We start from the raw sequence: 21480 nt of genomic DNA on the forward strand, positions 1-21480 counted from the left end.
CCGGATTTCCCGGGGCGGGTCCGCCGCGTTACCGTTCGTTAAGGTGAAGGCCCTGAAGCCGGTGAAAGGTGTGCGCTGATGAGCTCTCGTATTCGGGTCGTCGTCGCCAAGCCCGGTCTGGACGGCCACGACCGGGGAGCGAAGGTCGTCGCGCGCGCCCTGCGGGACGCCGGGATGGAGGTCGTCTACACCGGCCTGCACCAGACCCCCGAGCAGATCGTGGAGACGGCCATCCAGGAGGACGCCGACGCGGTCGGCCTGTCCGTTCTCTCCGGCGCGCACATGACGCTCTTCCGGCGGGTGCTGGAACTGCTCGGTGAGCGGGATGCCCGCGACATCGTCGTGTTCGGTGGCGGCATCATTCCGAACGGCGACATTCCCGAGTTGGAGGAGTTGGGCGTCGCAAAGATCTTCACGCCGGGCGCCACCACTCAGGCAATCGTCGAGTGGGTCCGACAGAACGTCGCGCAGCCGGTTTCCTGAGGCTCGTCGCGACGGGTTGTTCGGCGACCGGGTTTGCTCGGCGACCGGATTTGGGCACGGGGGAGGGGCCGGACGCACCCCTCACACGTCCGGCCCCTCTATGCACGATGCCCCGCCGCCACCCCTCGACCGACAGGGCATCGGCCGTCTCCCGTCATCGCGCTGTGAAGCGCTCCGACATCTGACTCAACGACGCCCCCACGGCCGGGTTACGCCACCAGGGCAACATCGCCCGGACGGTGGATGCGGCCGGAGTCGTGGCCGGAAACCGGCTGCTCCCGATGTCCGGTTGTGCATTACCGCACACCACGCACCCGCTCGGTTGCCGGCGGTGCCGACCTCGCTAGGCTGCGGCCAATGGCCTGTTTCAACTGATGACAGGCGTCAAACTGTTTTTTGAACGCTGGTGGCGGCGCGACGGCGCGCCGCGGAGACGGGACGGGACGCGCAATCGTGGACCTGTACGAGTACCAGGGGCGGGACCTGTTCGAGCGGCACGGCTTGCCCGTGTTGGCCGGCGGCGTCGCCACTACCCCCGAAGAGGCCCGTGCGATCGCCGACCGCCTCGGCGGTCGCGTGGTCGTCAAGGCGCAGGTGAAGGTCGGTGGCCGAGGTAAGGCCGGCGGCGTCAAGCTGGCCGAGGGCGCCGAGGAGACGGTGGCCCGCGCCACCGACATCCTCGGCATGGACATCAAGGGCCACACCGTCCACAAGGTCATGATCACGGTGACCGCGGACGTGGCCGAGGAGTACTACTTCTCGTACCTGCTCGACCGAGCGAACCGCACCTTCCTCTGCATCGCCAGCGTGGCCGGCGGCATGGACATCGAGCAGGTCGCCGCCGACACCCCCGACAAGGTGGTGAAGGCCCCGATCGACGCCGTCAAGGGCGTGGACGAGGCCAAGGCCCGCGAGATCGTGACCGCCGCCGGCTTCCCGGCCGAGGTCGCCGACCAGGTGGTCGAGATCGCGGTCGGCCTATGGCAGGCGTTCGTCGCCGAGGACGCCACGCTGGTCGAGGTCAACCCGCTGGCCAAGAACGGCGACGGCCGGATGCTGCTGCTCGACGCCAAGATCAGCCTGGACGAGAACGCCGCGTTCCGGCACCCGGACCACGAGGCGCTTGTCGACCAGGCCGCCGTGGACCCGCTGGAGCAGGCCGCCAAGGCCAAGGACCTCAACTACGTCAAGCTCGACGGCGAGGTCGGCATCATCGGCAACGGCGCGGGTCTGGTCATGTCGACCCTCGACGTCGTCGCGTACGCCGGTGAGCGGCACGGCAACGTCAAGCCGGCGAACTTCCTCGACATCGGCGGCGGCGCGAGCGCCGCGGTGATGGCGAACGGGCTGGAGATCGTGCTCTCCGACCCGGCCGTGAAGAGCGTCTTCGTCAACGTCTTCGGCGGCATCACCGCCTGCGACGAGGTCGCCAACGGCATCATCCAGGCGCTGGCCCTGCTGGAGCAGCGCGGCGAGCAGGTCACCAAGCCGCTCGTCGTCCGTCTCGACGGCAACAACGCCGAGGCCGGCCGGGCGATCCTGGACGGCGCGAACAACCCGCTCGTGCAGCGGGTGGACACCATGGACGGTGCGGCCGAGCGGGCCGCCGAGCTGGCAGCTGCGGGGGTCTGATCATGGCTATCTGGCTGACCAAGGACTCGAAGGTCATCGTTCAGGGGATGACCGGTTCCGAGGGTTCCAAGCACACCCGGCGGATGCTCGCCGCCGGCACCAACGTGGTGGGCGGCGTCAACCCGCGCAAGGCGGGCCAGAAGGTCGACTTCGACGGCACCGAGCTGCCGGTCTTCGCGTCCGTCGCGGACGCGATGGCCGAGACCGGGGCCGACGTCACCGTCATCTTCGTGCCGCCGCAGTTCACCAAGGCCGCCGTGGTCGAGGCGATCGACGCCGCGATCGGCCTGGCCGTGGTGATCACCGAGGGCGTCCCGGTGCACGACACCGCGTCGTTCTGGGCGTACAACGTGGCGAAGGGTGAGCAGACCCGGATCATCGGGCCGAACTGCCCCGGCATCGCCTCGCCCGGCGCGTCCAACGCCGGCATCATTCCGGCCGACATCACCGGCTCCGGCCGGATCGGCCTGGTCAGCAAGAGCGGCACGCTGACCTACCAGATGATGTACGAGCTGCGCGACATCGGCTTCTCCACCTGCGTCGGCATCGGTGGCGACCCGATCATCGGGACCACCCACATCGACGCCCTGGCGGCGTTCGAGGCCGACCCGGAGACCGACGCCATCGTGATGATCGGTGAGATCGGTGGCGACGCCGAGGAGCGGGCCGCCGAGTTCATCAAGGCGAACGTCACCAAGCCGGTGGTCGGCTACATCGCCGGCTTCACGGCCCCGCCCGGCAAGACCATGGGTCACGCCGGGGCGATCATCTCCGGCTCGGCCGGCACCGCCGAGGGCAAGCAGGCGGCGCTGGAGGCGGTCGGGGTCAAGGTCGGCAAGACGCCGACCGAGACCGCGAACCTGATGCGAGAGATCATGTCCGGCAACTGAGCCGGCCAGGCAACACCGGAGGGGGTCGACCGCAGCTTGGTCGGCCCCCTCCGGCGTACCACCGGGCCGCCGAACGGACCGTAGGCTGCCGGCGTGCTGACAGTGCAGCGGCTGAGGGCCGACCACGCGGACGCTCTGCTGGCGTTCGAACGGGAGAACCGGGCGTACTTCGCGCGCTCGGTGCCGGATCGTGGCGACGCGTACTTTTCCAGGTTCGCCGATCGGCACCGCGCGTTGTTGGCCGAGCAGGAGGAGGGCCTGTGTCACTTCCACGTCGTCCTGACCGAGCAGGGTGACCTGGTCGGCCGGGTCAACCTCGTGGATGTCGCGGCCGGGTTCGCCGAACTCGGCTACCGGGTCGGTGAGCGGGCCGCCGGCAAGGGCGTCGCCACCGCGGCTGTCGAGCAGGTGTGCCACCTGGCCGCCGACGACTACCGGCTCGCCGGTCTCACCGCGCTGGCCACCCTCGACAACCCGGCGTCCCAGGCGGTGCTGGCACGCACTGGGTTCACCGTGACCGGTGAGACCAGCATCGGCGGCCGCCCCGCTCTGCTCTACCAGCGTCAGCTCGCTGGTCGACCGGCCCGCTCAGTCGTTGTTCCAGAACGGGTAGTTGCCGGTCGCGCGCAGGATCGCCCCGCCGATGATGTTGATCACGCCGAACACGATGGCGAGGTAGCCCAGCAACGGTGACTGCCCGTACCGGCGGGCGTCCCGGATGGACAGGTAGCCGAAGATGATGCCCAGGATGCCGCAGCAGATCAGCCCCAGCACGATGCCCAGCACACCCCAGAGCGTGGTCCGGTCCCGTCCCCGTCCCCGGGCCGGTGGTGGCGGTGGTGGCGGGTATGGCGTCGTCACGGCGTCCTCCGGGCGGTCGTGGGCGGCGAGCCGGCCGGACCGCGACCGGCGGACCCGACCCGGGCGGCGGCGGGTCGCGCCCCCTCTGGCCGAGGCTAGACCGGAGCGGGTCGCCGGATCCCCGGTTCGGTCAACTCGTCGCCCTTCGGACGGGTTAACGGACTGCCACCGCCTTCGCGACGTGCCAGAGTAGAGCGGATGTCCCCCGTCACCCCTGACCGTCCCAGCCGTCCCGGCGGTGTGCGCGCCGATGACCGGCCGGTCGGTCGTGCCGCGCCGGCCCGACGGGTGCCCGCGCCCCGCGCGGGCGGGTCGCCACGCGGGCGCGCGCCGTTGCCCGTCGCCGCCGGGGTGGCCGCCTGCTGGGCCGCGCTCACCTCCTACCTGCCGGTCGCCATCGTGCTCGGCCTGGTGCAGCTCGGCGCGGATTCCGGCACCCTGACCAACACCCTGCGCACCGCGCTGGCCGGCTGGTTGCTCGGGCACGGTGTGCCGCTGCACACCGCGTCCGGTCCGCTCGGGCTCGCTCCGCTGGCGCTGACAGTGCTCGCGCTGTGGCGACTGACCCGGGCCGGCGTGCATGTCAGTCGCGCGATCGGCGCCCGTGACACCCGCTCGCCGCGTCGGGCGCTGCTCGCCGCGGGCGCGGTCGGCATCGCGTACGCGCTGCTCGGCGCGCTCGCGGCGGTGCTGATCGGCGCTGGCGCGACGGACGTGTCGGTGATCCGGGCCGGAGCGACGTTCGCGGTGGTCGGCATGCTCGCCGCGCTCGTCGGCGCGACCCGCGTCACCGCCGTGACCCGGCTGCTCGTCACCCGGCTGCCGGGCCCGCTGCGCGACGGCGTGCGCAGTGGTCTGGTGGCCGGACTCCTGCTGCTCGGCGCGGGTGCCGGCGCGGCTGGCCTGGCGGTGGCCACCGGCGGCGGCGACGCGGCCGACATGATCGGCGCGTATCGGACCGGGGTCGCCGGGCAGGCCGGGATCACGCTGGTCAGCGCCGCGTACGCGCCGAACGCGGCGGTCTGGTCAGCCAGTTACCTGCTCGGGCCGGGTTTCGCGGTCGGCACCGACACCGCGGTCCGTACCAGCGAGGTGTCGGTCGGCGCGTTGCCGGCCGTGCCACTGCTCGCCGGCCTGCCGCGAGGTCCGGTGGACGGTCTCGGCGCTCTCCTGCTCGCGGTGCCGGTGCTGGCCGGGATGGTCGCCGGCTGGTTGCTCGCCCGCCGGGTGGCTCGACTCGCCGGGGCGGAGCGGGCCCCGCAGCGCTGGGCCGAGGTGCTGGTGCCGGCGGCACTGGCCGGGCCGGTGGCCGGAGTGCTGCTGGGCGTGGCCGCCGCGGTGTCCGGCGGGTCGCTCGGCGCCGGTCGGCTGGCGCAGGTCGGGCCGGTGGGCTGGCAGGTCGGGGCGGTGGCGACAGGTGTGATCGGGGTCGGCGCGCTGCTCGGCGCCGCGGCCACCCGAGCGCTCACCCGCACCCCGGCCCAGTAGGCCCTGGCCGGTCTTCCCCGCGGGTGAACGAGCGCGGGGCGCCCCGGACGAATCCGGAGCGCCCCGTCGACAGCGAGCCTGGTCAGGGCTGGCCGGGCAACGTGACCTGCGCCACGACGGACACGATGATCAACACGATGCCGAGCCCGATGCCGACCGCGCCGCAGATCAGGCCGGCCTTGACCTGCCCGGCGTTGTTGGCCTGGCCCTGGGCGACCTTCTGCCGGGCGAGGTAACCGGTGATCACTGCCGCGATGCCGACCGGGATGCCCAGGTAGAAGCAGCAGAGCAGCGGGATCGACGCGATACCGAGGATCATCGACACCAGGCCGAGGGTGTTGTTCTGCCCCTGCGCCTGCGGGTACCCGGCGTTCGGGTACCCGGGGGCGCTGCCGTACTGGGGCTGCTGCTGGCCGTACGGGTCCTGGTACGCCGGCGGCTGGCCGTAGGGCTGACCCGAGGTGGGCTGCTGGCCGTACGGGGCCTGCGGTGCGCCGTACGGGTCCTGCTGACCGTAGGGCTGGCCCGAGGTGGGCTGCTGGCCGTACGGGGGCTGCGGTGCCGCGTACGGGTCCTGCTGACCGTAGGGCTGGCCGGAGGTGGGCTGCTGGCCGTACGGGGCGGCTGGCGGCGGAGGGGCGGTCGGGTCCTGGTTGGGCTGCTGGCCGTACGGGTCCTGACCGGGGTTACCGGGCTGCATTCGAAAAGCTCCTTGGACTGGTTCCGTCAGTTACTGCTGTGTGTTTCCATCCATGATCGCGTTCAGTCCTCCCGATGCCCAGTGCGGCAACCGGTAGACATTCTTCCCGAAGCGCAGGAAAAGGCAGTTCTTGCTCAACTCCGCGGGTCGGGCCAGCGCCGTGGCGCGGGTGGGCGGGACGTAAGCCCCGAGCGAGCGGCAGCGTACCGGGTCGATGCACGTCGACGCTGTCGAAGATCGGCGCACCGCCCAGCGGAAGGGCATCCTGACCTGCCCGATAGGGTGGCCCGGTGACCGAGCCCGCGCCTGTCGCCCGCATCGTCGTCCTCATCTCCGGCTCCGGAAGCAACCTCCAGTCGTTGCTGGATGCCGCCACCGACCCCGCGTACGGCGCGCAGGTCGTCGCGGTCGGCGCGGACCGCGACGGAATCGCGGGCCTGGACCGGGCCGAGGCGGCCGGGGTGCCGACCTTCGTCGAGCGGGTCCGCGACCACGACACCCGGGAGGACTGGGACGTCGCGCTCACCGCGCACGTCGCGAAGCACCAACCCGACCTGGTCATCTCCGCCGGCTTCCTCAAGCTGGTCGGCCCGCACTTCCTCGCCGCCTTCGGCGACCGCTACCTGAACACCCACAACACCCTGCTGCCGGCGTTCCCCGGCATCCACGGTCCACGGGATGCCCTCGCCTACGGCGTGAAGCTCACCGGGGCCACCCTCTTCTTCGTCGACGCCGGCATGGACACCGGGCCGATCGTCGCGCAGGTCGCGGTGCCGGTGCTCGACGACGACGACGTCGACACGCTCACCGAGCGCATCAAGGAAGCCGAGCGGCGCCAGCTCGTCGAGCAGGTCGGTCGCCTGGTCCGCGAAGGCTGGACCATCACCGGAAGGAAGGTCACGGTTCCGTGAGTCCCACTCAGGACGGGCGCCGCCCGATCAGGCGGGCGCTGGTCAGCGTCTACGACAAGACCGGGCTGGTCGAGCTGGCCCAGGCCCTGCACGCGGCCGGTGTGGAGATCGTGTCCACCGGCAGCACCGCGGGCACCATCGCCGCCGCCGGGGTGCCGGTGACGCCGGTGGAGACGGTGACCGGTTTCCCCGAGGTGCTCGACGGCCGGGTGAAGACCCTGCACCCGAAGGTGCACGCGGGTCTCCTCGCCGACAGACGCAAGGACACCCACGTGGCGCAGCTCGACGAGCTGGGGGTGGCGGCGTTCGACCTGCTGGTCTCCAACCTCTACCCGTTCCAGGCGACCGTCGCGTCCGGCGCCGGCGTCGAGGAGTGCGTGGAGCAGATCGACATCGGTGGCCCGGCCATGGTGCGGGCCGCCGCCAAGAACCACGCCTCGGTCGCCGTGCTCACCGACCCGGCCGGTTACCCGGCCCTGCTCGGCGCGCTCGACGAGGGTGGGTTCACCCTGGCCCAGCGTCGCGCGCTGGCCGCCCGGGCGTTCGCCGACATCGCCGAGTACGACGTCGCGGTGGCCCAGTGGTGCGCCCAGGAGCTGGCGCCCGCCGACGACTCGTGGCCGCAGTTCGCGGGGCTGACGCTGCGCAAGTCGACAGCGCTGCGCTACGGCGAGAACCCGCACCAGCCCGCCGCGCTCTACACCGACCCGGACGCTCCCGCCGGGCTGGCCCAGGCCGAGCAGCTGCACGGCAAGGAGATGTCGTACAACAACTACGTCGACGCCGACGCCGCCTGGCGGGCCGCGAACGACTTCGCCGACCAGCCGGCGGTGGCGATCATCAAGCACGCCAACCCGTGCGGCATCGCCGTCGGCGCGGACGTGGCCGAGGCGCACCGTCTGGCGCACGCCTGCGACCCGGTGTCGGCGTACGGCGGCGTCATCGCCGTCAACCGGTCGGTCTCGGTCGAGCTGGCCCAGCAGGTCGCCGAGATCTTCACCGAGGTCGTGGTCGCCCCCGGCTTCGACGAGGGCGCGGTCGAGGTGTTGCAGGGCAAGAAGAACATCCGGCTGCTGCGGGCGCCGGCCTGGACGCCCGCGCTCGTGGAGTTGCGGCCGGTGACCGGTGGCGTGCTGGCCCAGGTCGCCGACCGGGTGAACGCCCCCGGCGACGACCCGGCCAGTTGGCGGTTGGCGACCGGCGAGGCCGCCGACGAGGAGCTGCTGCGGGACCTCGCGTTCGCCTGGCGGGCCGTCCGCGCGGTGAAGAGCAACGCGATCCTGCTCGCCAAGGACGGCGCCACGGTCGGCGTCGGCATGGGGCAGGTCAACCGGGTCGACTCGGCGCAGCTCGCGGTCAGCCGCGCCGGCGACGACCGGGCCCGCGGCTCGGTCGCCGCCTCGGACGCGTTCTTCCCGTTCGCCGACGGCCCGCAGATCCTCATCGACGCCGGCGTCCGCGCCATCGTGCAACCGGGCGGCTCGATCCGCGACGAAGAGGTAATCGAAGCAGCCAAAAAGGCAAACGTAACGATGTACCTAACAGGAACCCGCCACTTCTACCACTAGCCCCCACCCCCACCCCCACCCAGGGCAGGGTTGATCATGAGGTTGACGGGCCGTTTCGTCCGGTTTGTCGCCCGTCAACCTCATGATCACCCGGGCCGGGGCCGGGCCGGGGCCGGGCCGGGGCCGGGCCGGGGTCGGACCGGGGTCGGGGTCGGGGTCGGGGTCGGGGTCGAGGTTAGGCCGGGCCGGGTTGGGGCGGGGCCGGGGTTGCCGGGCGGAGTTCGGCGAAGTGGCAGGCGGACGGGTGGGGGTCCGCTGCTCTGGGGACCGTGTTCGGGTCCTCTACCGCGCAGATGTCCTGGGCCTTCCAGCAGCGGGTGCGGAAGTGGCACCCGCTCGGCGGGTCGGCCGGGCTCGGCACGTCGCCGACCAACCGGATCATGTTGCGCTGATCGCGGGCCTCCGGGTCCGGCACCGGCACCGCGGAGAGCAGAGCCTGGGTGTACGGGTGGGTGGCTCGCTCGTAGATCTCGTCCTCGGTGCCGATCTCCACGATCCGCCCGAGGTACATCACCGCCACCCGGTCGGCGATGTGCCGCACCACGGACAGGTCGTGGGCGATGAAGATGTACGAGAGCCCCAGCTCGTCCTGGAGCTGCTTCAGCAGGTTGATCACCTGGGCCTGGATGGAGACGTCGAGGGCCGACACCGGCTCGTCGCAGACGATCACCTCGGGTCGCAGGGCGAGCGCGCGGGCGATGCCGATGCGCTGCCGCTGACCGCCGGAGAACTGGTGCGGGTACCTGTTGATGTGCTCCGGGTTGAGCCCGACCAGGTCGAGCAGTTCCTGGACCCGCTTCTGCTTGCTGCCCTTCGGGGCGGCATCCGAGTGGATCTCGAACGGCTCGCCGATGATGTCGCCGACGGTCATCCGCGGGTTCAGCGAGGTGTACGGGTCCTGCATCACCATCTGCATGTTGCGGCGTACCCGACGCAGTTCGCCCCCGGAGGCCTTGAACAGGTCCCGACCTTCCAGGGTGGCCCGGCCGGAGGTGGGCGTCTCCAGCCGCATCAGCAGTCGGGCGAGGGTGGACTTGCCGCACCCGGACTCGCCGACCACGCCCAGCGTCTCGCCGCGACGCAGCTCGAAGCTCACCCCGTCGACGGCCTTGACCGCGCCGATCTGCCGCTGGAACAGGACGCCCTGCGTGATCGGGAAGTGCTTCACCAGGTTGTCGACGGAGAGGATCGTCTCGCCGCGGACCTTCGTGGGGTTAGCGGGCGACGCTGTCATCACGGACCTCCTGCGCGAAGTGGCAAGCGCTGGTCCGGCCGTCGCCGAGGACCAGGTCGTGCGGTACGACGTCCACGCAGACCTGCTGGACGTACGGGCATCGGGGATGGAACGGGCAGCCGGACGGGATGCGCATCAGGTTCGGCGGCAACCCCTTGATCGTCGACAGTTCCGCGCCGCGGACGTCCAGGCGCGGGATCGACTCCAACAAACCCTTCGTGTACGGGTGGGCGGGCGCCTTGTAGAGCGAGCGGACGTCGGCGTGCTCGACGATCCGGCCGGCGTACATGACCGCGATCCGGTCGGCGACACCGGCGACCACACCCAGGTCGTGGGTGATCAGGATCATCGCCATGTTGCGTTCCCGACGCAGGTCGGCCAGCAGGTCCATGATCTGGGCCTGGACCGTCACGTCGAGCGCGGTGGTGGGCTCGTCGGCGATCAGCACCTTCGGGTCCAGCGCCAACGCCATCGCGATCATGACGCGCTGCCGCATGCCGCCGGAGAACTGGTGCGGGTAGTCGCCGATCCGCTTGGCGGCTCCCGGGATCTTGACCAGGTCCATCAGCTCGATGGCGCGACGTCGGGCGTCGGCCCGGGACATGCCGGCGCGCTGGCGCAGCGTCTCGCCGATCTGCCAGCCGACCGGAAAGACCGGGTTCAGGGCGGAGAGCGCGTCCTGGAAGATCATCGCGATCTCCGTGCCGCGTACCTGCCGGCGCTGCTCCTCGGAGCGGGTGAGCACGTCCTGACCCTGGTAGAGGATCTGGCCGGAGCGGACGAACGCCGGTGGGGTGTCCAGGATGCCCATGATCGCCTGGGCGGTGACCGACTTGCCCGAGCCGGACTCGCCGAGCACGGCGAGCGTCTCGCCGGCGTCCAGGTGGTAGGACACGCCGTTGATCACCCGGGCTACGCCCTCGTTGGTGCGGAACTCGACGTGCAGGTCCCGCAGCTCCAGCAGGTGGCCGCCCTCGGGCGTCGCGGAGGCGGGTGTGGGTTCGACTGTGGAGTGGGTCATCAGAGTCACCGCAGCTTCGGGTCGAAGGCGTCACGGATCGCGTCGCCGAGCATGATGAACGCCAACACGGTCAGCGCGAGGAACGCCGACGGGACGATCAGCGGTGTGGCGGCTTCCCGCATGTGGATGCGTCCGGTGTCGATGTCCTGACCCCACGAGATGGTCGGCGCCTTCAGACCGATGCCCAGGAAGGAGAGCGTCGCCTCGGCCGCGATGAACGAGCCGAGCGCGATGGTCAGCACGACGATGACCGGGGCCAGCGAGTTCGGCAGGATGTGCCGCCACATGATCCGGCTGTTGCCGGCGCCGAGCATCCGGGCCGCCGAGACGTAGTCCTGCTCCTTGGCGGTGATCACCGAGGAGCGGACCACGCGGGCGGCGGTGGTCCAGCCGAGCAGGGCCAGCACGAAGACGACCGCGCCGATCCGGGCCCACTGGCTGTCGCTGGACACCCGCTTGAGCAGCACGATCGCGGCCAGCAGCAGCGGGATGCCGAGCACCACGTCGATCACCCGGGAGAGCACCGCGTCGATCCAGCGGCCGAAGTAGCCGGCCAGCATGCCGATCACCAGCGCGATGATCCCGGTGCCGAGCGCGGCGAGCGCGCCGACCAGCAGCGAGGCGCGGGTGCCGTAGACCGCCCGGGAGTACGTGTCGCAGCCCTGGAAGTCGTACCCGAAGATGGCCCCGCCGGACGGCCCGGCGTGTTGCCGGGAGAGCAGGCAGTCGTTCGGGTTGTTGGCGGTGAACACCCCGGGGAGCAGCGCCATCAGGGTGAAGATGACGACAAGCGCCAGCGAGATCCAGAAGATCGGGTTGCGGCGCAGGTCGCGCCAGGCGTCGCCGGCCAGGCTGCGGGGCTTGTTCGCGGCGCCGACCTGGTTGGGTGTGCCCGGCTCGCCCGAGGGGCCACGGCGGGCGGCCTGGTTCTCGCTGGCCGCCACAGTTTCAAAATCACTCATGCCCGCACCTCGCTGCGCTCGGCGCCGGCATGAGAGCCCAGGCACGCTGCGCTGATGATTCGTTCGCTGCGCTCACTCATAGCGGATCCTCGGGTCGAGTACGGCGTACAGGACATCCACCACCAGGTTCGAGACCAGGTAGACCACGACGAGCACGCTGACGATGCCGACCACCAGGGGGCCGTCCTCGGTGCGGATGCCGCGGAAGAGGTTGAAGCCCACGCCGGGGATGTTGAAGACGCCCTCGGTGATGATCGCGCCGCTCATCAGGTTGCCCAGTTCCACGCCGAGGAAGGTGACCACCGGGATGAGCGAGTTGCGCAGCACGTGGACGACGACGATGCGGCGCTTGACCAGGCCCTTGGAGCGGGCGGTCCGGACGTAGTCCGCGCGCAGGTTCTCCGCCACCGAGGCTCGGGTGAGCCGCAGCGCGGTGGCCAGCGACAGCGAGCCGAGCACGATGCCGGGCAGGAGGAGTGCGTAGAACGTCGGGTCGGAGCCGGCGGTGGGTGGGAAGAGCTGCCACCTGACGCCCAGGAAGTACTGCGCCAGCGGCGCCAGCACGATTGTCGGGATGCCCAGCACCAGCAGGGTCAGCACCAGCGTCGAGTTGTCGAAGATGCTGGCCCGGCGGATGCCGGCGAGCACACCGGCGGTGACACCGAAGATGATCGCCACGGCGAGCGCGATGAGCGCGAGCTGGACGGTGACCGGCCAGGCCTGCTGGAGGATGTCGCCGATGTTCCGACCGGTGAGCGACTCGCCCAGGTTGCCCTGGAGCAGGTTCTTCACGTAGTCGAAGTAGCGGTAGAAGAAGCCACCGACGCCTGTCGCGTCCAGGTGGTACCTCTCGGTCAGGTAGGCCCGTTGGGCAGGCGTCACCGGCCGCTCACCGGCGAGCGCCTGGATGGGGTCGCCCTGCCCGGCGAATGTCAGCGCGTAGACGATCAGGGTGGTCCCGAAGAACGCCAGGACCATCTGCAGTAGGCGCCGCAAGATGTAGCGGAACATGCTTAGCAGTCTCTCCGGAAATGTGCGAAAGGGTCGCAGGACGGCATCTCTGGTCGTACCCGAAATATCCGAGACGTGCCGTCCGGCCCGGGGAAGCCGGCACCACCGACGCCGGGTCCGCTGTTGCGACCCGGCCCGGTGGTGCGGTCGGGCCACCCGGGCGTCGCCCGGGTGGCCCGCGCCATGGTCAGCTCAGCTGGCCGCTTCGATCTTGACGAGGTTGACCCGCTGGAACAGGTCCATCTGCACGTTCTTGACCTTGGACGAGTGGCCGAACACGTTCTCGCCGAAGCGGAGCGGGATCACCGGCATGTCCTTGGCCAGGATGTCCTCCGCCTGCTGGTACTTGGCGATCGCCTCGTCCTGCGTCTTGGCGGCGGAACCCTCCTTGACCAGCTTGTCGAACTCCTTGTTGCTGTAGCCGTAGTAGTTCGACGAGCCGTTGGTGCTGTACAGCGGGCCGAGGTAGTCCTCCATGGTCGGGTAGTCCATGACCCAACCCATCCGGAACGCACCCACCGGCTGCTTCTTCTCGACCTTGGTGAGCAGGTCGGCGAACTTCGGCTCGGCCGAGCCGACGGCGTCCACACCCAGGTTGGCCTTGAGCTGGTTGACCGTGGCGTCGACCCAGTCCTTGTGCCCGCCATCGCCGTTGTACGAGATGACGATCTTCGACGGGCCGCCGGCGGCCTGGTAGAGCTTCTTGGCCTCGGTCGGGTTGAACTCGCCCGCCTTGCCCGTGGTGTTGTCCCGGTAGCCCGGCAGGACCGGCGAGACGAAGGAGCGTGCCGACGTCTGCGAGCCCTTGAAGACCGACTTGGTGATCTCGTCACGGTCGATCGCCATCGAGATGGCCTTGCGCACGTCCGGGTTGCTGTAGTCCTTGTCGAACGTCGGGAACGCGAGGAACTGGAACGACGACATCGGGCTGGTCTGGTACCTGTCGCCCAGGTCGCTCGGCGCGGTGCTCAGGCTCTCGGTCGGGATCGTCGGCAGCACGTCCAGGTTGTCCGCCTGGACGTCCGCGTAGGCCGCGGTGAGCTGCTGGTAGATCCGGAACTCAATGTCCTTGACCTTGGGCTTCTCACCCGGGTACGCGTCGAAGCGCTCGACGTCGATCTTGCTGTCGTGCTGCCAGGTGCCCTTCATCTTGAAGGGGCCCTGCCCGATCGGCGCCTGCTCGAAGCCGTCCTTGAGCACGCCCGGGGCCGAGAACGCGGCCTTCGGCAGCGGGAAGAACGCGTTGTAGCCGAGCGTGGTCTTGAAGTCGATGTACGGGTCGGACAGCGTCACGGTGAACGTGGCGTCGTCGACCTTCTTCAGGCCGGACATCTCCTTGGCCTTCGGCGCCTTGCCCTGCAGGTCCGCGTAGCCAGCGATCTTGTCGAAGAAGGCGTTGGCGTCCTGACCGTTGGGGGCGTACGCGCCGTAGTTCCAGGCGTTGATGTAGTCCTCGGACGTGACCTTCTCGCCGTTGTGGAAGGTGAAGCCGTCCTTGAGCTTGATCGTCCAGACCTTGTTGTCGGACGAGGTGATCGACTGCGCGGCGACCTCGTACGGCTTGTTCTGGGCGTCGTAGTCGACGAGCGGGCTGAACAGGCCGGCGAGCACCTGCGACCCGGACGTCTCGGTGGTGTTCGTGGGAACCAGGTGCTTCGGCTCGGCGATCTGAATGCTGACCGCCGACGTGCCGCTGCCGCCGGATCCACCGTCTCCGCCGCTGCCGCAGGCCGCGAGGCCCAGCGTCACCGCGAGCGGGAGGGCGGTCCAGGCGGCGAGTCTACGAACTCGCATTGAGCCTCCTCATCTCCTCACGCTGCGCAGTCAGGCCCGACGCTGGGTTACGCTGCGCAACAAGCGGCAACGGTAGGTCGGCGACCGGCCGTCGGCAACGAGGCGGTTGCGGGTGGGTAACGGTCCGGCACGTGTGGGCTTGCCGAGGGTCGCCAGATCTGCTAGCAGAATTGGGCTCAAACGTCTTTCACCTGAAGAAATTCGGCCAATTGAAGCGCCCGCTGGGCCGGCCTCGGCCAGTCTGGCGCACTCTCGGGCCCCCGTCCGGTCCCTGTCGCACTCCGCCGTCCCGTCCGCTTCGGCGGTGACCTAATCCACGATTTGTGACTGAGAGTGACTAGCGCCACGTAACGCACCGTCACCTGCCGTCGAGGGTGGCCAACCGGTGGCGGGGGCCCGCCCACCTGAGGTCGTCCGAACGCTCAGGTGGCGGCCGTGAGACGATCTGGTGGTGACGGCGACGCTTCTGGACGGCAAGGCAACCGCGGCGGAGATCAAGGACGAGCTGCGGATACGGGTGAAGGCACTCGCGGAACGCGGCATCATCCCCGGGCTGGGCACGGTCCTGGTCGGGGCGGATCCGGGCAGTCAGGCGTACGTCAACGGCAAGCACCGCGACTGCGCCGAGGTCGGCATCGCCTCGATCCGGCGGGAGTTGCCCGCCGACGCCACCCAGCAGCAGGTCGACGACGTGCTGGCCGAGCTGAACGCCGACCCGGCGTGCCACGGCTACATCGTCCAACTGCCGCTGCCGGCCCACCTCGACACCCAGCGCGTGCTGGAGTTGATCGACCCGGACAAGGACGCCGACGGCCTGCACCCGGTCAACCTGGGCCGGCTCGTGCTCGGCTACGACGGCCCGCTGCCCTGCACCCCGCGCGGCATCGTCGAGTTGCTCCGCCGCCACGACGTGGCCCTGCGCGGCGCCACCGTGGCCGTGGTCGGTCGGGGCAACACCGTCGGCCGGCCGCTCGGTCTGCTGCTCACCCGCCGCAGCGAGAACGCCACGGTCACCCTCTGCCACACCGGCACCCTCGACCTCGCCTCGCACACCCGGGCCGCCGACATCGTCATCGTCGCGGCCGGCGTACCGGGTCTGCTCACCGCCGACATGATCAACCCGGGCGCGGTCGTGGTCGACGTCGGCATCACGCGTGTGATCGGCGCGGACGGCAAGGGCCGCTACACCGGTGACGTGGACCCGGAGGTGGCCGAGGCCGCCGGCGCGTTGGTCCCCATGCCGGGCGGCGTGGGTCCGATGACCCGGGCCATGCTGCTCACGAACGTCGTGGAGCGTGCGGAGCGCGGCTGACCCACTCCTCGGCACCCCAAACCATGACGGTCGTGACGTTCGCCCCATCCCGGCGATGGCCGCCGCCCCTGGCCCGATCGGTGCCAGGATGACTGATACGGTCCGGAAAACCGACTGGTATCAGGGAGTGGGACGACCATGGGTAAGAAGGTCACTGTCGTCGGGGCTGGCTTCTACGGCTCCACCACCGCACAGCGCCTGGCCGAGTACGACGTCTTCGACACCGTAGTGATCACCGACATCGTGGAGGGCAAGCCCGCGGGTCTCGCGCTCGACCTCAACCAGTCCAGGGCCATCGAGGGCTTCGAGACCAAGGTGGTAGGTGTCACCACCGGCGCCAACGGCGAGGGTTACGAGGCCATCGAGGGCTCCGACGTCGTCGTGATCACCGCTGGTCTGCCGCGTAAGCCCGGCATGAGCCGGATGGACCTGCTGGAGACCAACGCCAAGATCGTCCGGCAGGTCGCCGAGAACGTCGCCAAGTACGCGCCGAGCGCCGTCGTCATCGTGGTCTCCAACCCGCTTGACGAGATGACCGCGCTGGCGCAGCTCGCCACCCAGTTCCCCAAGAACCGGGTGCTCGGCCAGGCCGGCATGCTCGACACCGCCCGGTTCAGCAACTTCGTCGCCGAGGCGCTGAACGTGCCGGTCGCGTCGGTACGCACCCTGACCCTGGGCTCGCACGGCGACACAATGGTCCCGGTCCCGTCGAAGAGCACCGTCAACGGCAAGCCGCTGCGTGACGCGATGCCGGCCGAGCAGATCGAGGAGCTGGTCGTCAAGACCCGCAACGGTGGCGCCGAGGTGGTCGCGCTGCTCAAGACCGGTTCGGCGTACTACGCCCCGTCCGCCGCCGCCGCCCGGATGGCGAAGGCCGTCGCCGAGGACTCCGGCGAGGTCATGCCGGTCTGCGCCTGGGTCGACGGTGAGTACGGCATCTCCGGTGTCTACCTCGGTGTCGAGGCCGAGATCGGCGCCGAGGGCGTCAAGCGGGTCGTCGAGACCGACCTGGACGCCGACGAGCGCGCCAGCCTCCTGGAGGCCGCCGAAGCCGTCCGCGCCAAGCAGGGCGACATCTCCAGCATGTAGCGCACCCTGAGCACCGAAGGGCCCGCCGGCCAAGCCGGCGGGCCCTTCCGCGTCCCCCAACCCCCACCTGTTCGCCTACCCAGGGTTGATCATGGGGTTAACGGGGGTGATGGAGATCAACGGCCCCGTCAACCTCATGATCAACCGCTCAAAAGGGGGGTGAAGGGGTGGGACAGGTGGGGGGTGGCTAGGACTGTGGGGTTGTGGGTTTGTAGGGCCGACTGGCGGGAGGTGCGGGCCTGTTCCGGGTTCACCTCGTGGGCGTACGCCAGGTCGGGGTCGACCAGCTGCACCATGTGCACCAGCAGGTCGCCGGTGACCAGTACGCGTTCCTCGGTCGAGGTCACCAGCACCGACTGGTGGCCGGGCGTGTGGCCGGGAGTGGGCAGCAGACGTACCGCAGGGGTGAGGGTGGTCTCGCCGTCGACCACCCGGAGCTGGCCGGCGGCGCGCAACGGCGCGACCAGGCCGGCCGGCAGTGCCGGATTGAGGGTCTCCGCCGCGTCGAGTTCGGCGCGCTGCAGCAGGTAGCTCGCGTTCGGGAAGTACGGCCGGCCCGGCGTGCCGGTCACGGCCCAGCCGATGTGGTCGGTGTGCAGGTGGGTGAGCACGACGGTGTCGACGTCCGCGGGGTCGATGCCGGCGGCGGCCAGTTCGGCGGGCAGTCGTCCCGGTACGGGTGCCCAGCTCGCGGCAAGTGAGTCGGCCGGGCCGATGCCGGCGTCGACAAGTGTGACCGGCCCGTCCCCGGATCGGATCGCGAAGCTGCGAAACGGCAGCCACCACTGCCCGTCGGCGGTCACCGCACCCGGGTCGCGGCGGTCGGCCTCCCGCCAGTGGGCCGCCGTGGCGTGCGGAAACGCCTCGCTGCGAGGTTGGAAGAAAGCTCCCTCGGAGTCGGTGAGCGCGGTGACCGTGATAGACCCGAGGGTGCGGCTCAGTGGCATCGGGCGATGGTGCCAGGGAATTCTGTGCCGTGCAGTCCGCTTCCGTCGGCCGACCGAGGCCGGGTGGGGGCTGCCGGTCCAATTGCAGTACGCTCGTACTGCTTGAGCACGTGTCCCCCGAGAGGAGCGCCGGCCGATGGCGAAGATCAAGGTAAACAACCCGGTCGTGGAGCTCGACGGCGACGAGATGACCCGGATCATCTGGAAGCAGATCCGGGAGCAGCTGATCCTGCCCTACCTCGACGTCGACCTGCACTACTACGACCTGTCGATCCAGCACCGCGACGAGACCGACGACCAGGTCACCGTTGACGCCGCCAACGCCATCAAGGAGCACGGCGTCGGCGTCAAGTGCGCGACCATCACCCCGGACGAGGCCCGGGTGGAGGAGTTCGGCCTGAAGAAGATGTGGCGGTCGCCCAACGGCACGATCCGCAACATCCTCGGCGGCGTCGTCTTCCGCGAGCCGATCATCATGTCCAACGTGCCGCGGCTGGTCCCCGGCTGGACCAAGCCGATCATCATCGGCCGGCACGCCCACGGTGACCAGTACAAGGCCACCGACTTCGTCGTCCCCGGCCCGGGCACGGTGACCATCACCTACACCCCGGCCGACGGCGGCGCCCCCATGGAGATGGAGGTCGCCAACTTCCCCGGCGGCGGCATCGCCATGGGCATGTACAACTACGACGAGTCGATCCGGGACTTCGCCCGGGCCTCGTTCCGGTACGGGCTGGACCGCAACTACCCGGTCTACCTGTCCACCAAGAACACCATCCTCAAGGCGTACGACGGCCGGTTCAAGGACATCTTCGCCGAGGTGTTCGAGACCGAGTTCAAGGACGAGTTCGCCGCCGCCGGCATCACCTACGAGCACCGGCTCATCGACGACATGGTCGCCGCCGCGCTCAAGTGGGAGGGCGGCTACGTCTGGGCCTGCAAGAACTACGACGGTGACGTGCAGTCCGACACCGTCGCGCAGGGCTTCGGCTCGCTGGGTCTGATGACCTCCGTCCTGCTCTCCCCGGACGGCCGGACCGTCGAGGCCGAGGCCGCGCACGGCACTGTCACCCGGCACTACCGGCAGTGGCAGAAGGGCGAGAAGACGTCGACGAACCCGATCGCGTCCATCTACGCCTGGACGCGGGGTCTGGCCCACCGGGGCAAGCTGGACGGCACCCCGGCGGTCACCGAGTTCGCCAACACGCTGGAGCAGGTCATCGTCGACACCGTCGAGGGTGGCCAGATGACCAAGGACCTCTCGCTGCTCATCTCGCGGGACGCCCCGTGGCTGACCACCGACGAGTTCATGAACGCGCTCGACGAGAACCTGGCCCGCAAGATCGCCGCCTGATCCAGGCGTACCGCGTCATCGGAGCCCGCCGGCACCAGCCGGCGGGCTTCGGCGTGTCCGGCGCGGACGCGCCGGTCGGCGTCACCGCCGTCGGCGCGCCTCGTTGACCAGGATGGACGAGATGCCAGTCGCGTCCGAGGAAGGTTGACCACGGTCGACCCGCGGCACCCGTGCGCCGATCAGCCAGCCTTCCCGGCTGTGCCGTGCACAGCCAGCCGTCCCTTCCCTGCGGGGGGCCCTGTCCCGGGCCCCCCGCGCCCTGTTTCCCGCCAAACTCAGGCCACGCGCACAGCGGGGCTGCTCAGACGGCGCGCAGCAGGTCGGCGGCGCGCTCGGGCGAGATGTCGTTGATGAAGACGCCCATCCCGGACTCGGAGCCCGCCAGATACTTCAGCTTGTCCTTGGCCCGCCGGATGCTGAACAGCTGTAGGTGCAGGTGGCCCAACTCGCGGTCGATCCGCACCGGCGCCTGGTGCCAGGCCGAGATGTACGGCATCGGCATGTCGAACAGGCCGTCGAAGCGGCGCAGCAGATCCAGGTAGAGCGGCCCGAAAGCATCCCGCTCACTGTCGCTGAGCGCCGGAATGTCGGGTAGCACCCGGTGTGGCGCGACGTGCACCTCGAACGGCCAGCGGGCGGCCGCCGGGACGAACGCCGTCCAGTGTTCGTTCTCCGCGACCACCCGGTCGCCGGTCGCGCGCTCGGCCGCCAGTACGTCCGCGTACAGGTTGCCCCCACCGGTCCGCTCCGCGTGCCGGCGTGCCGCGGCCAGCAGCGCGCGGGTGCGCGGCGTCACGAAGGGGTACGCGTAGATCTGCCCGTGCGGGTGGTGCAGCGTGACACCGATCTCGACGCCCCGGTTCTCGAAGCAGAAGATCTGCTCCACGCCGGGCAGTTCGCCGAGCACCTCGGTGCGGTCGGCGAGGGCGTCCAGGACGGTGCGGACCCGGCTCGGCGGCAGGCTGGCGAAGGAGGCGTTGTGGTCCGAGGTGAAGCAGACCACCTCGCATCGGCCGACTCCCGGTCGAACAGGCGTGAACGGGGTGATCTCCCCGGGCTCCTCGGCGACCCGGCCACTGAGCGACGGGAACCGGTTCTCGAAGACCACCACGTCGTAGTCGGGCGCGGGGACCTCGGTCAACCGGTCACCCACCGACGGGTCGAGCGGGCACTCGTTCGCCGGTGGGAGGAAGGTGCGGGTCTGCCGATGAACGGCCACCGCCACCCACTCGTCGGTGAGCGGGTCGTAGCGCAGTTGGGACGCGGGGGGCGGCGGCGGCAGGTCGCGGCGGTCCGGCTGGTCGCGGACCGCGTCGTCGCGCTCGTCGAAGTAAATCAGTTCCCGGCCGTCGGCCAGGTCGATCGCGGTGCGTTTCACTGCGCCGCCCCCTCACTCGTCGGCGTGCGCGTCGCGCGGCCCGCCCCGGTCGCTTCTACCATGATCAATTCGCCCACTCGTTCGCCGAGTACCCGTCGTGCGGCCGCTGGCAACCGGTCGTCGCTGACCAGTACGTGTGCTGCCGCCAGCTCGACGATCGAGGAGATGCCCACCGTGCCCCACTTGGTGTGGTCGGCCAGCACCACCAAGCGGTCCGCCGCGGCCACGAGGGCCCGGTCGGTCTCCGCCTCCATGAGGTTCGGGGTGGTGAAGCCGGCCCGCTCGGTGATGCCGTGCACGCCCAGGAAGAGCAGATCCAGGTGCAGTGCCCGGATGGCCCCGACCGCGAGCGGGCCGACAAGCGCGTCCGACGGCGTGCGTTCGCCCCCGGTGAGCACCACCGTCTGGTCCGGCCGACCAGCGGCGTGCAGGATCTCGGCCACCGGCAGCGAGTTGGTCACCACGGTCAGGCCGGGCACGTCCACAAGCTTGCGGGCCAGTTCGGCGGTGGTGGTGCCGGCGGAGAGCGCGACCGCCGCGCCCGGCCGGACCAGTTGGGCCGCCCGATCCGCCATGGCGGCCTTCTCCGCCAGTTGGCGGACCGACTTGGCGTGGAAGCCCGGCTCGTCGGTCGAACTCGGCCCGGCTGCCGTGGCGCCGCCGTGCACCTTGGCCAGCAGGCCACGTTCGTGCAGCGTCTCCAGGTCACGGCGGATCGTCATGTCGGAGACGCCGAACTCGCCCGCCAGCTCACTCACCCGGACACCGCCGGTGGACCGGACCCGCTCCAGGATGGCCGCCTGCCGCTGCTGAGCGAGCATTCGGCGTGCCTCCCGGTGGTCCCC

20 protein-coding genes are annotated in these 21480 nt (G+C 70.3%); 10 read left to right on the plus strand and 10 right to left on the minus strand.

The window, feature by feature from the left end:
- The first annotated feature begins 78 nt into the window (after nucleotides 1-78).
- The 4 genes from ACLQ29_RS04045 (at nucleotide 79) to ACLQ29_RS04060 (ending at nucleotide 3698) form a co-directional block, all read left to right on the plus strand.
- Nucleotides 79-483, plus strand: a complete 405-nt coding sequence (locus tag ACLQ29_RS04045) for a cobalamin B12-binding domain-containing protein (protein WP_425770264.1) — start codon at nucleotides 79-81, stop codon at nucleotides 481-483.
- A 453-nt stretch (nucleotides 484-936) separates the two neighbouring features.
- Nucleotides 937-2115, plus strand: a complete 1179-nt coding sequence (sucC, locus tag ACLQ29_RS04050) for an ADP-forming succinate--CoA ligase subunit beta (RefSeq protein ID WP_393372339.1) — start codon at nucleotides 937-939, stop codon at nucleotides 2113-2115.
- A gap of 2 nt (nucleotides 2116-2117) precedes the next feature.
- On the plus strand, nucleotides 2118-3005 hold the full coding sequence (gene sucD / locus ACLQ29_RS04055) for a succinate--CoA ligase subunit alpha (RefSeq protein WP_425770265.1): 888 nt from the start codon (nucleotides 2118-2120) through the stop codon (nucleotides 3003-3005).
- A 93-nt stretch (nucleotides 3006-3098) separates the two neighbouring features.
- Nucleotides 3099-3698, plus strand: a complete 600-nt coding sequence (locus ACLQ29_RS04060) for a GNAT family N-acetyltransferase (RefSeq protein ID WP_425770266.1) — start codon at nucleotides 3099-3101, stop codon at nucleotides 3696-3698.
- Here ACLQ29_RS04060 and ACLQ29_RS04065 read toward each other — a convergent pair.
- Complete coding sequence (locus ACLQ29_RS04065; RefSeq protein ID WP_425770267.1) at nucleotides 3594-3866, minus strand: DUF4190 domain-containing protein; 273 nt, start codon at nucleotides 3864-3866, stop codon at nucleotides 3594-3596. The genes ACLQ29_RS04060 and ACLQ29_RS04065 overlap by 105 nt on opposite strands.
- Before the next feature lie 198 nt (nucleotides 3867-4064).
- Here ACLQ29_RS04065 and ACLQ29_RS04070 point away from each other — a divergent pair, with 198 nt between their 5' ends.
- Nucleotides 4065-5354, plus strand: a complete 1290-nt coding sequence (locus ACLQ29_RS04070; RefSeq protein ID WP_425770268.1) for a DUF6350 family protein — start codon at nucleotides 4065-4067, stop codon at nucleotides 5352-5354.
- 82 nt (nucleotides 5355-5436) lie between these two features.
- On the opposite strand, the gene ACLQ29_RS04075 is transcribed toward ACLQ29_RS04070, so the two are convergent.
- Entirely contained in the window at nucleotides 5437-6054 is a 618-nt protein-coding gene (locus tag ACLQ29_RS04075; RefSeq protein WP_425770269.1) for a DUF4190 domain-containing protein, read from the minus strand.
- A gap of 290 nt (nucleotides 6055-6344) precedes the next feature.
- Here ACLQ29_RS04075 and purN point away from each other — a divergent pair, with 290 nt between their 5' ends.
- Both purN and purH read left to right on the plus strand, forming a co-directional pair.
- Nucleotides 6345-6965, plus strand: a complete 621-nt coding sequence (gene purN / locus ACLQ29_RS04080; RefSeq protein WP_425758956.1) for a phosphoribosylglycinamide formyltransferase — start codon at nucleotides 6345-6347, stop codon at nucleotides 6963-6965.
- Nucleotides 6962-8533, plus strand: coding sequence for a bifunctional phosphoribosylaminoimidazolecarboxamide formyltransferase/IMP cyclohydrolase (gene purH / locus ACLQ29_RS04085; protein WP_425770270.1), 1572 nt, complete (start codon nucleotides 6962-6964; stop codon nucleotides 8531-8533). Before purN ends, purH begins: the two co-directional genes overlap by 4 nt.
- A 175-nt stretch (nucleotides 8534-8708) precedes the next feature.
- Here purH and ACLQ29_RS04090 read toward each other — a convergent pair whose 3' ends face one another.
- The 5 genes from ACLQ29_RS04090 to ACLQ29_RS04110 form a co-directional block, all read right to left on the minus strand.
- Nucleotides 8709-9767: an ABC transporter ATP-binding protein gene (locus tag ACLQ29_RS04090; RefSeq protein WP_425770271.1), complete on the minus strand. Its 1059-nt coding sequence runs from the start codon at nucleotides 9765-9767 to the stop codon at nucleotides 8709-8711.
- The gene (locus ACLQ29_RS04095; protein WP_425770272.1) at nucleotides 9748-10788 is read right to left on the minus strand and encodes an ABC transporter ATP-binding protein; all 1041 of its coding nucleotides are present in this window, start codon (nucleotides 10786-10788) and stop codon (nucleotides 9748-9750) included. Before ACLQ29_RS04095 ends, ACLQ29_RS04090 begins: the two co-directional genes overlap by 20 nt.
- Nucleotides 10789-10793: 5 nt before the next feature.
- Nucleotides 10794-11750 (minus strand): ABC transporter permease, encoded by a 957-nt coding sequence (locus ACLQ29_RS04100; RefSeq protein ID WP_425770273.1) that lies wholly within the window; start codon nucleotides 11748-11750, stop codon nucleotides 10794-10796.
- Between the two features lie 72 nt (nucleotides 11751-11822).
- Entirely contained in the window at nucleotides 11823-12761 is a 939-nt protein-coding gene (locus ACLQ29_RS04105) for an ABC transporter permease (protein ID WP_393372313.1), read from the minus strand.
- Between the two features lie 192 nt (nucleotides 12762-12953).
- A complete protein-coding gene (locus ACLQ29_RS04110) occupies nucleotides 12954-14555 on the minus strand; it encodes a peptide ABC transporter substrate-binding protein (protein WP_425770274.1) in 1602 nt (533 codons plus the stop codon).
- Between the two features lie 451 nt (nucleotides 14556-15006).
- Here ACLQ29_RS04110 and ACLQ29_RS04115 point away from each other — a divergent pair, with 451 nt between their 5' ends.
- Nucleotides 15007-15867, plus strand: coding sequence for a bifunctional methylenetetrahydrofolate dehydrogenase/methenyltetrahydrofolate cyclohydrolase (locus ACLQ29_RS04115; protein ID WP_425770275.1), 861 nt, complete (start codon nucleotides 15007-15009; stop codon nucleotides 15865-15867).
- Between the two features lie 138 nt (nucleotides 15868-16005).
- Nucleotides 16006-16956: a malate dehydrogenase gene (locus tag ACLQ29_RS04120; RefSeq protein WP_393242971.1), complete on the plus strand. Its 951-nt coding sequence runs from the start codon at nucleotides 16006-16008 to the stop codon at nucleotides 16954-16956.
- 140 nt (nucleotides 16957-17096) lie between these two features.
- On the opposite strand, the gene ACLQ29_RS04125 is transcribed toward ACLQ29_RS04120, so the two are convergent.
- Nucleotides 17097-17903, minus strand: coding sequence for an MBL fold metallo-hydrolase (locus ACLQ29_RS04125; protein WP_425770276.1), 807 nt, complete (start codon nucleotides 17901-17903; stop codon nucleotides 17097-17099).
- 136 nt (nucleotides 17904-18039) lie between these two features.
- Between ACLQ29_RS04125 and ACLQ29_RS04130 the strand changes: the two genes are divergently transcribed.
- A complete protein-coding gene (locus tag ACLQ29_RS04130; protein ID WP_393372301.1) occupies nucleotides 18040-19257 on the plus strand; it encodes an NADP-dependent isocitrate dehydrogenase in 1218 nt (405 codons plus the stop codon).
- A 301-nt stretch (nucleotides 19258-19558) separates the two neighbouring features.
- Here the strand turns inward: ACLQ29_RS04130 and galT are convergent, their stop codons facing one another.
- Complete coding sequence (gene galT / locus ACLQ29_RS04135) at nucleotides 19559-20635, minus strand: galactose-1-phosphate uridylyltransferase (protein ID WP_425770277.1); 1077 nt, start codon at nucleotides 20633-20635, stop codon at nucleotides 19559-19561.
- Nucleotides 20632-21456 (minus strand): DeoR/GlpR family DNA-binding transcription regulator, encoded by an 825-nt coding sequence (locus ACLQ29_RS04140; RefSeq protein ID WP_425770278.1) that lies wholly within the window; start codon nucleotides 21454-21456, stop codon nucleotides 20632-20634. Before ACLQ29_RS04140 ends, galT begins: the two co-directional genes overlap by 4 nt.
- Nucleotides 21457-21480 lie beyond the last annotated feature (24 nt).

The sequence above is a fragment of the Micromonospora sp. DT228 genome (assembly GCF_049841595.1).
GTDB lineage: Bacteria > Actinomycetota > Actinomycetes > Mycobacteriales > Micromonosporaceae > Micromonospora.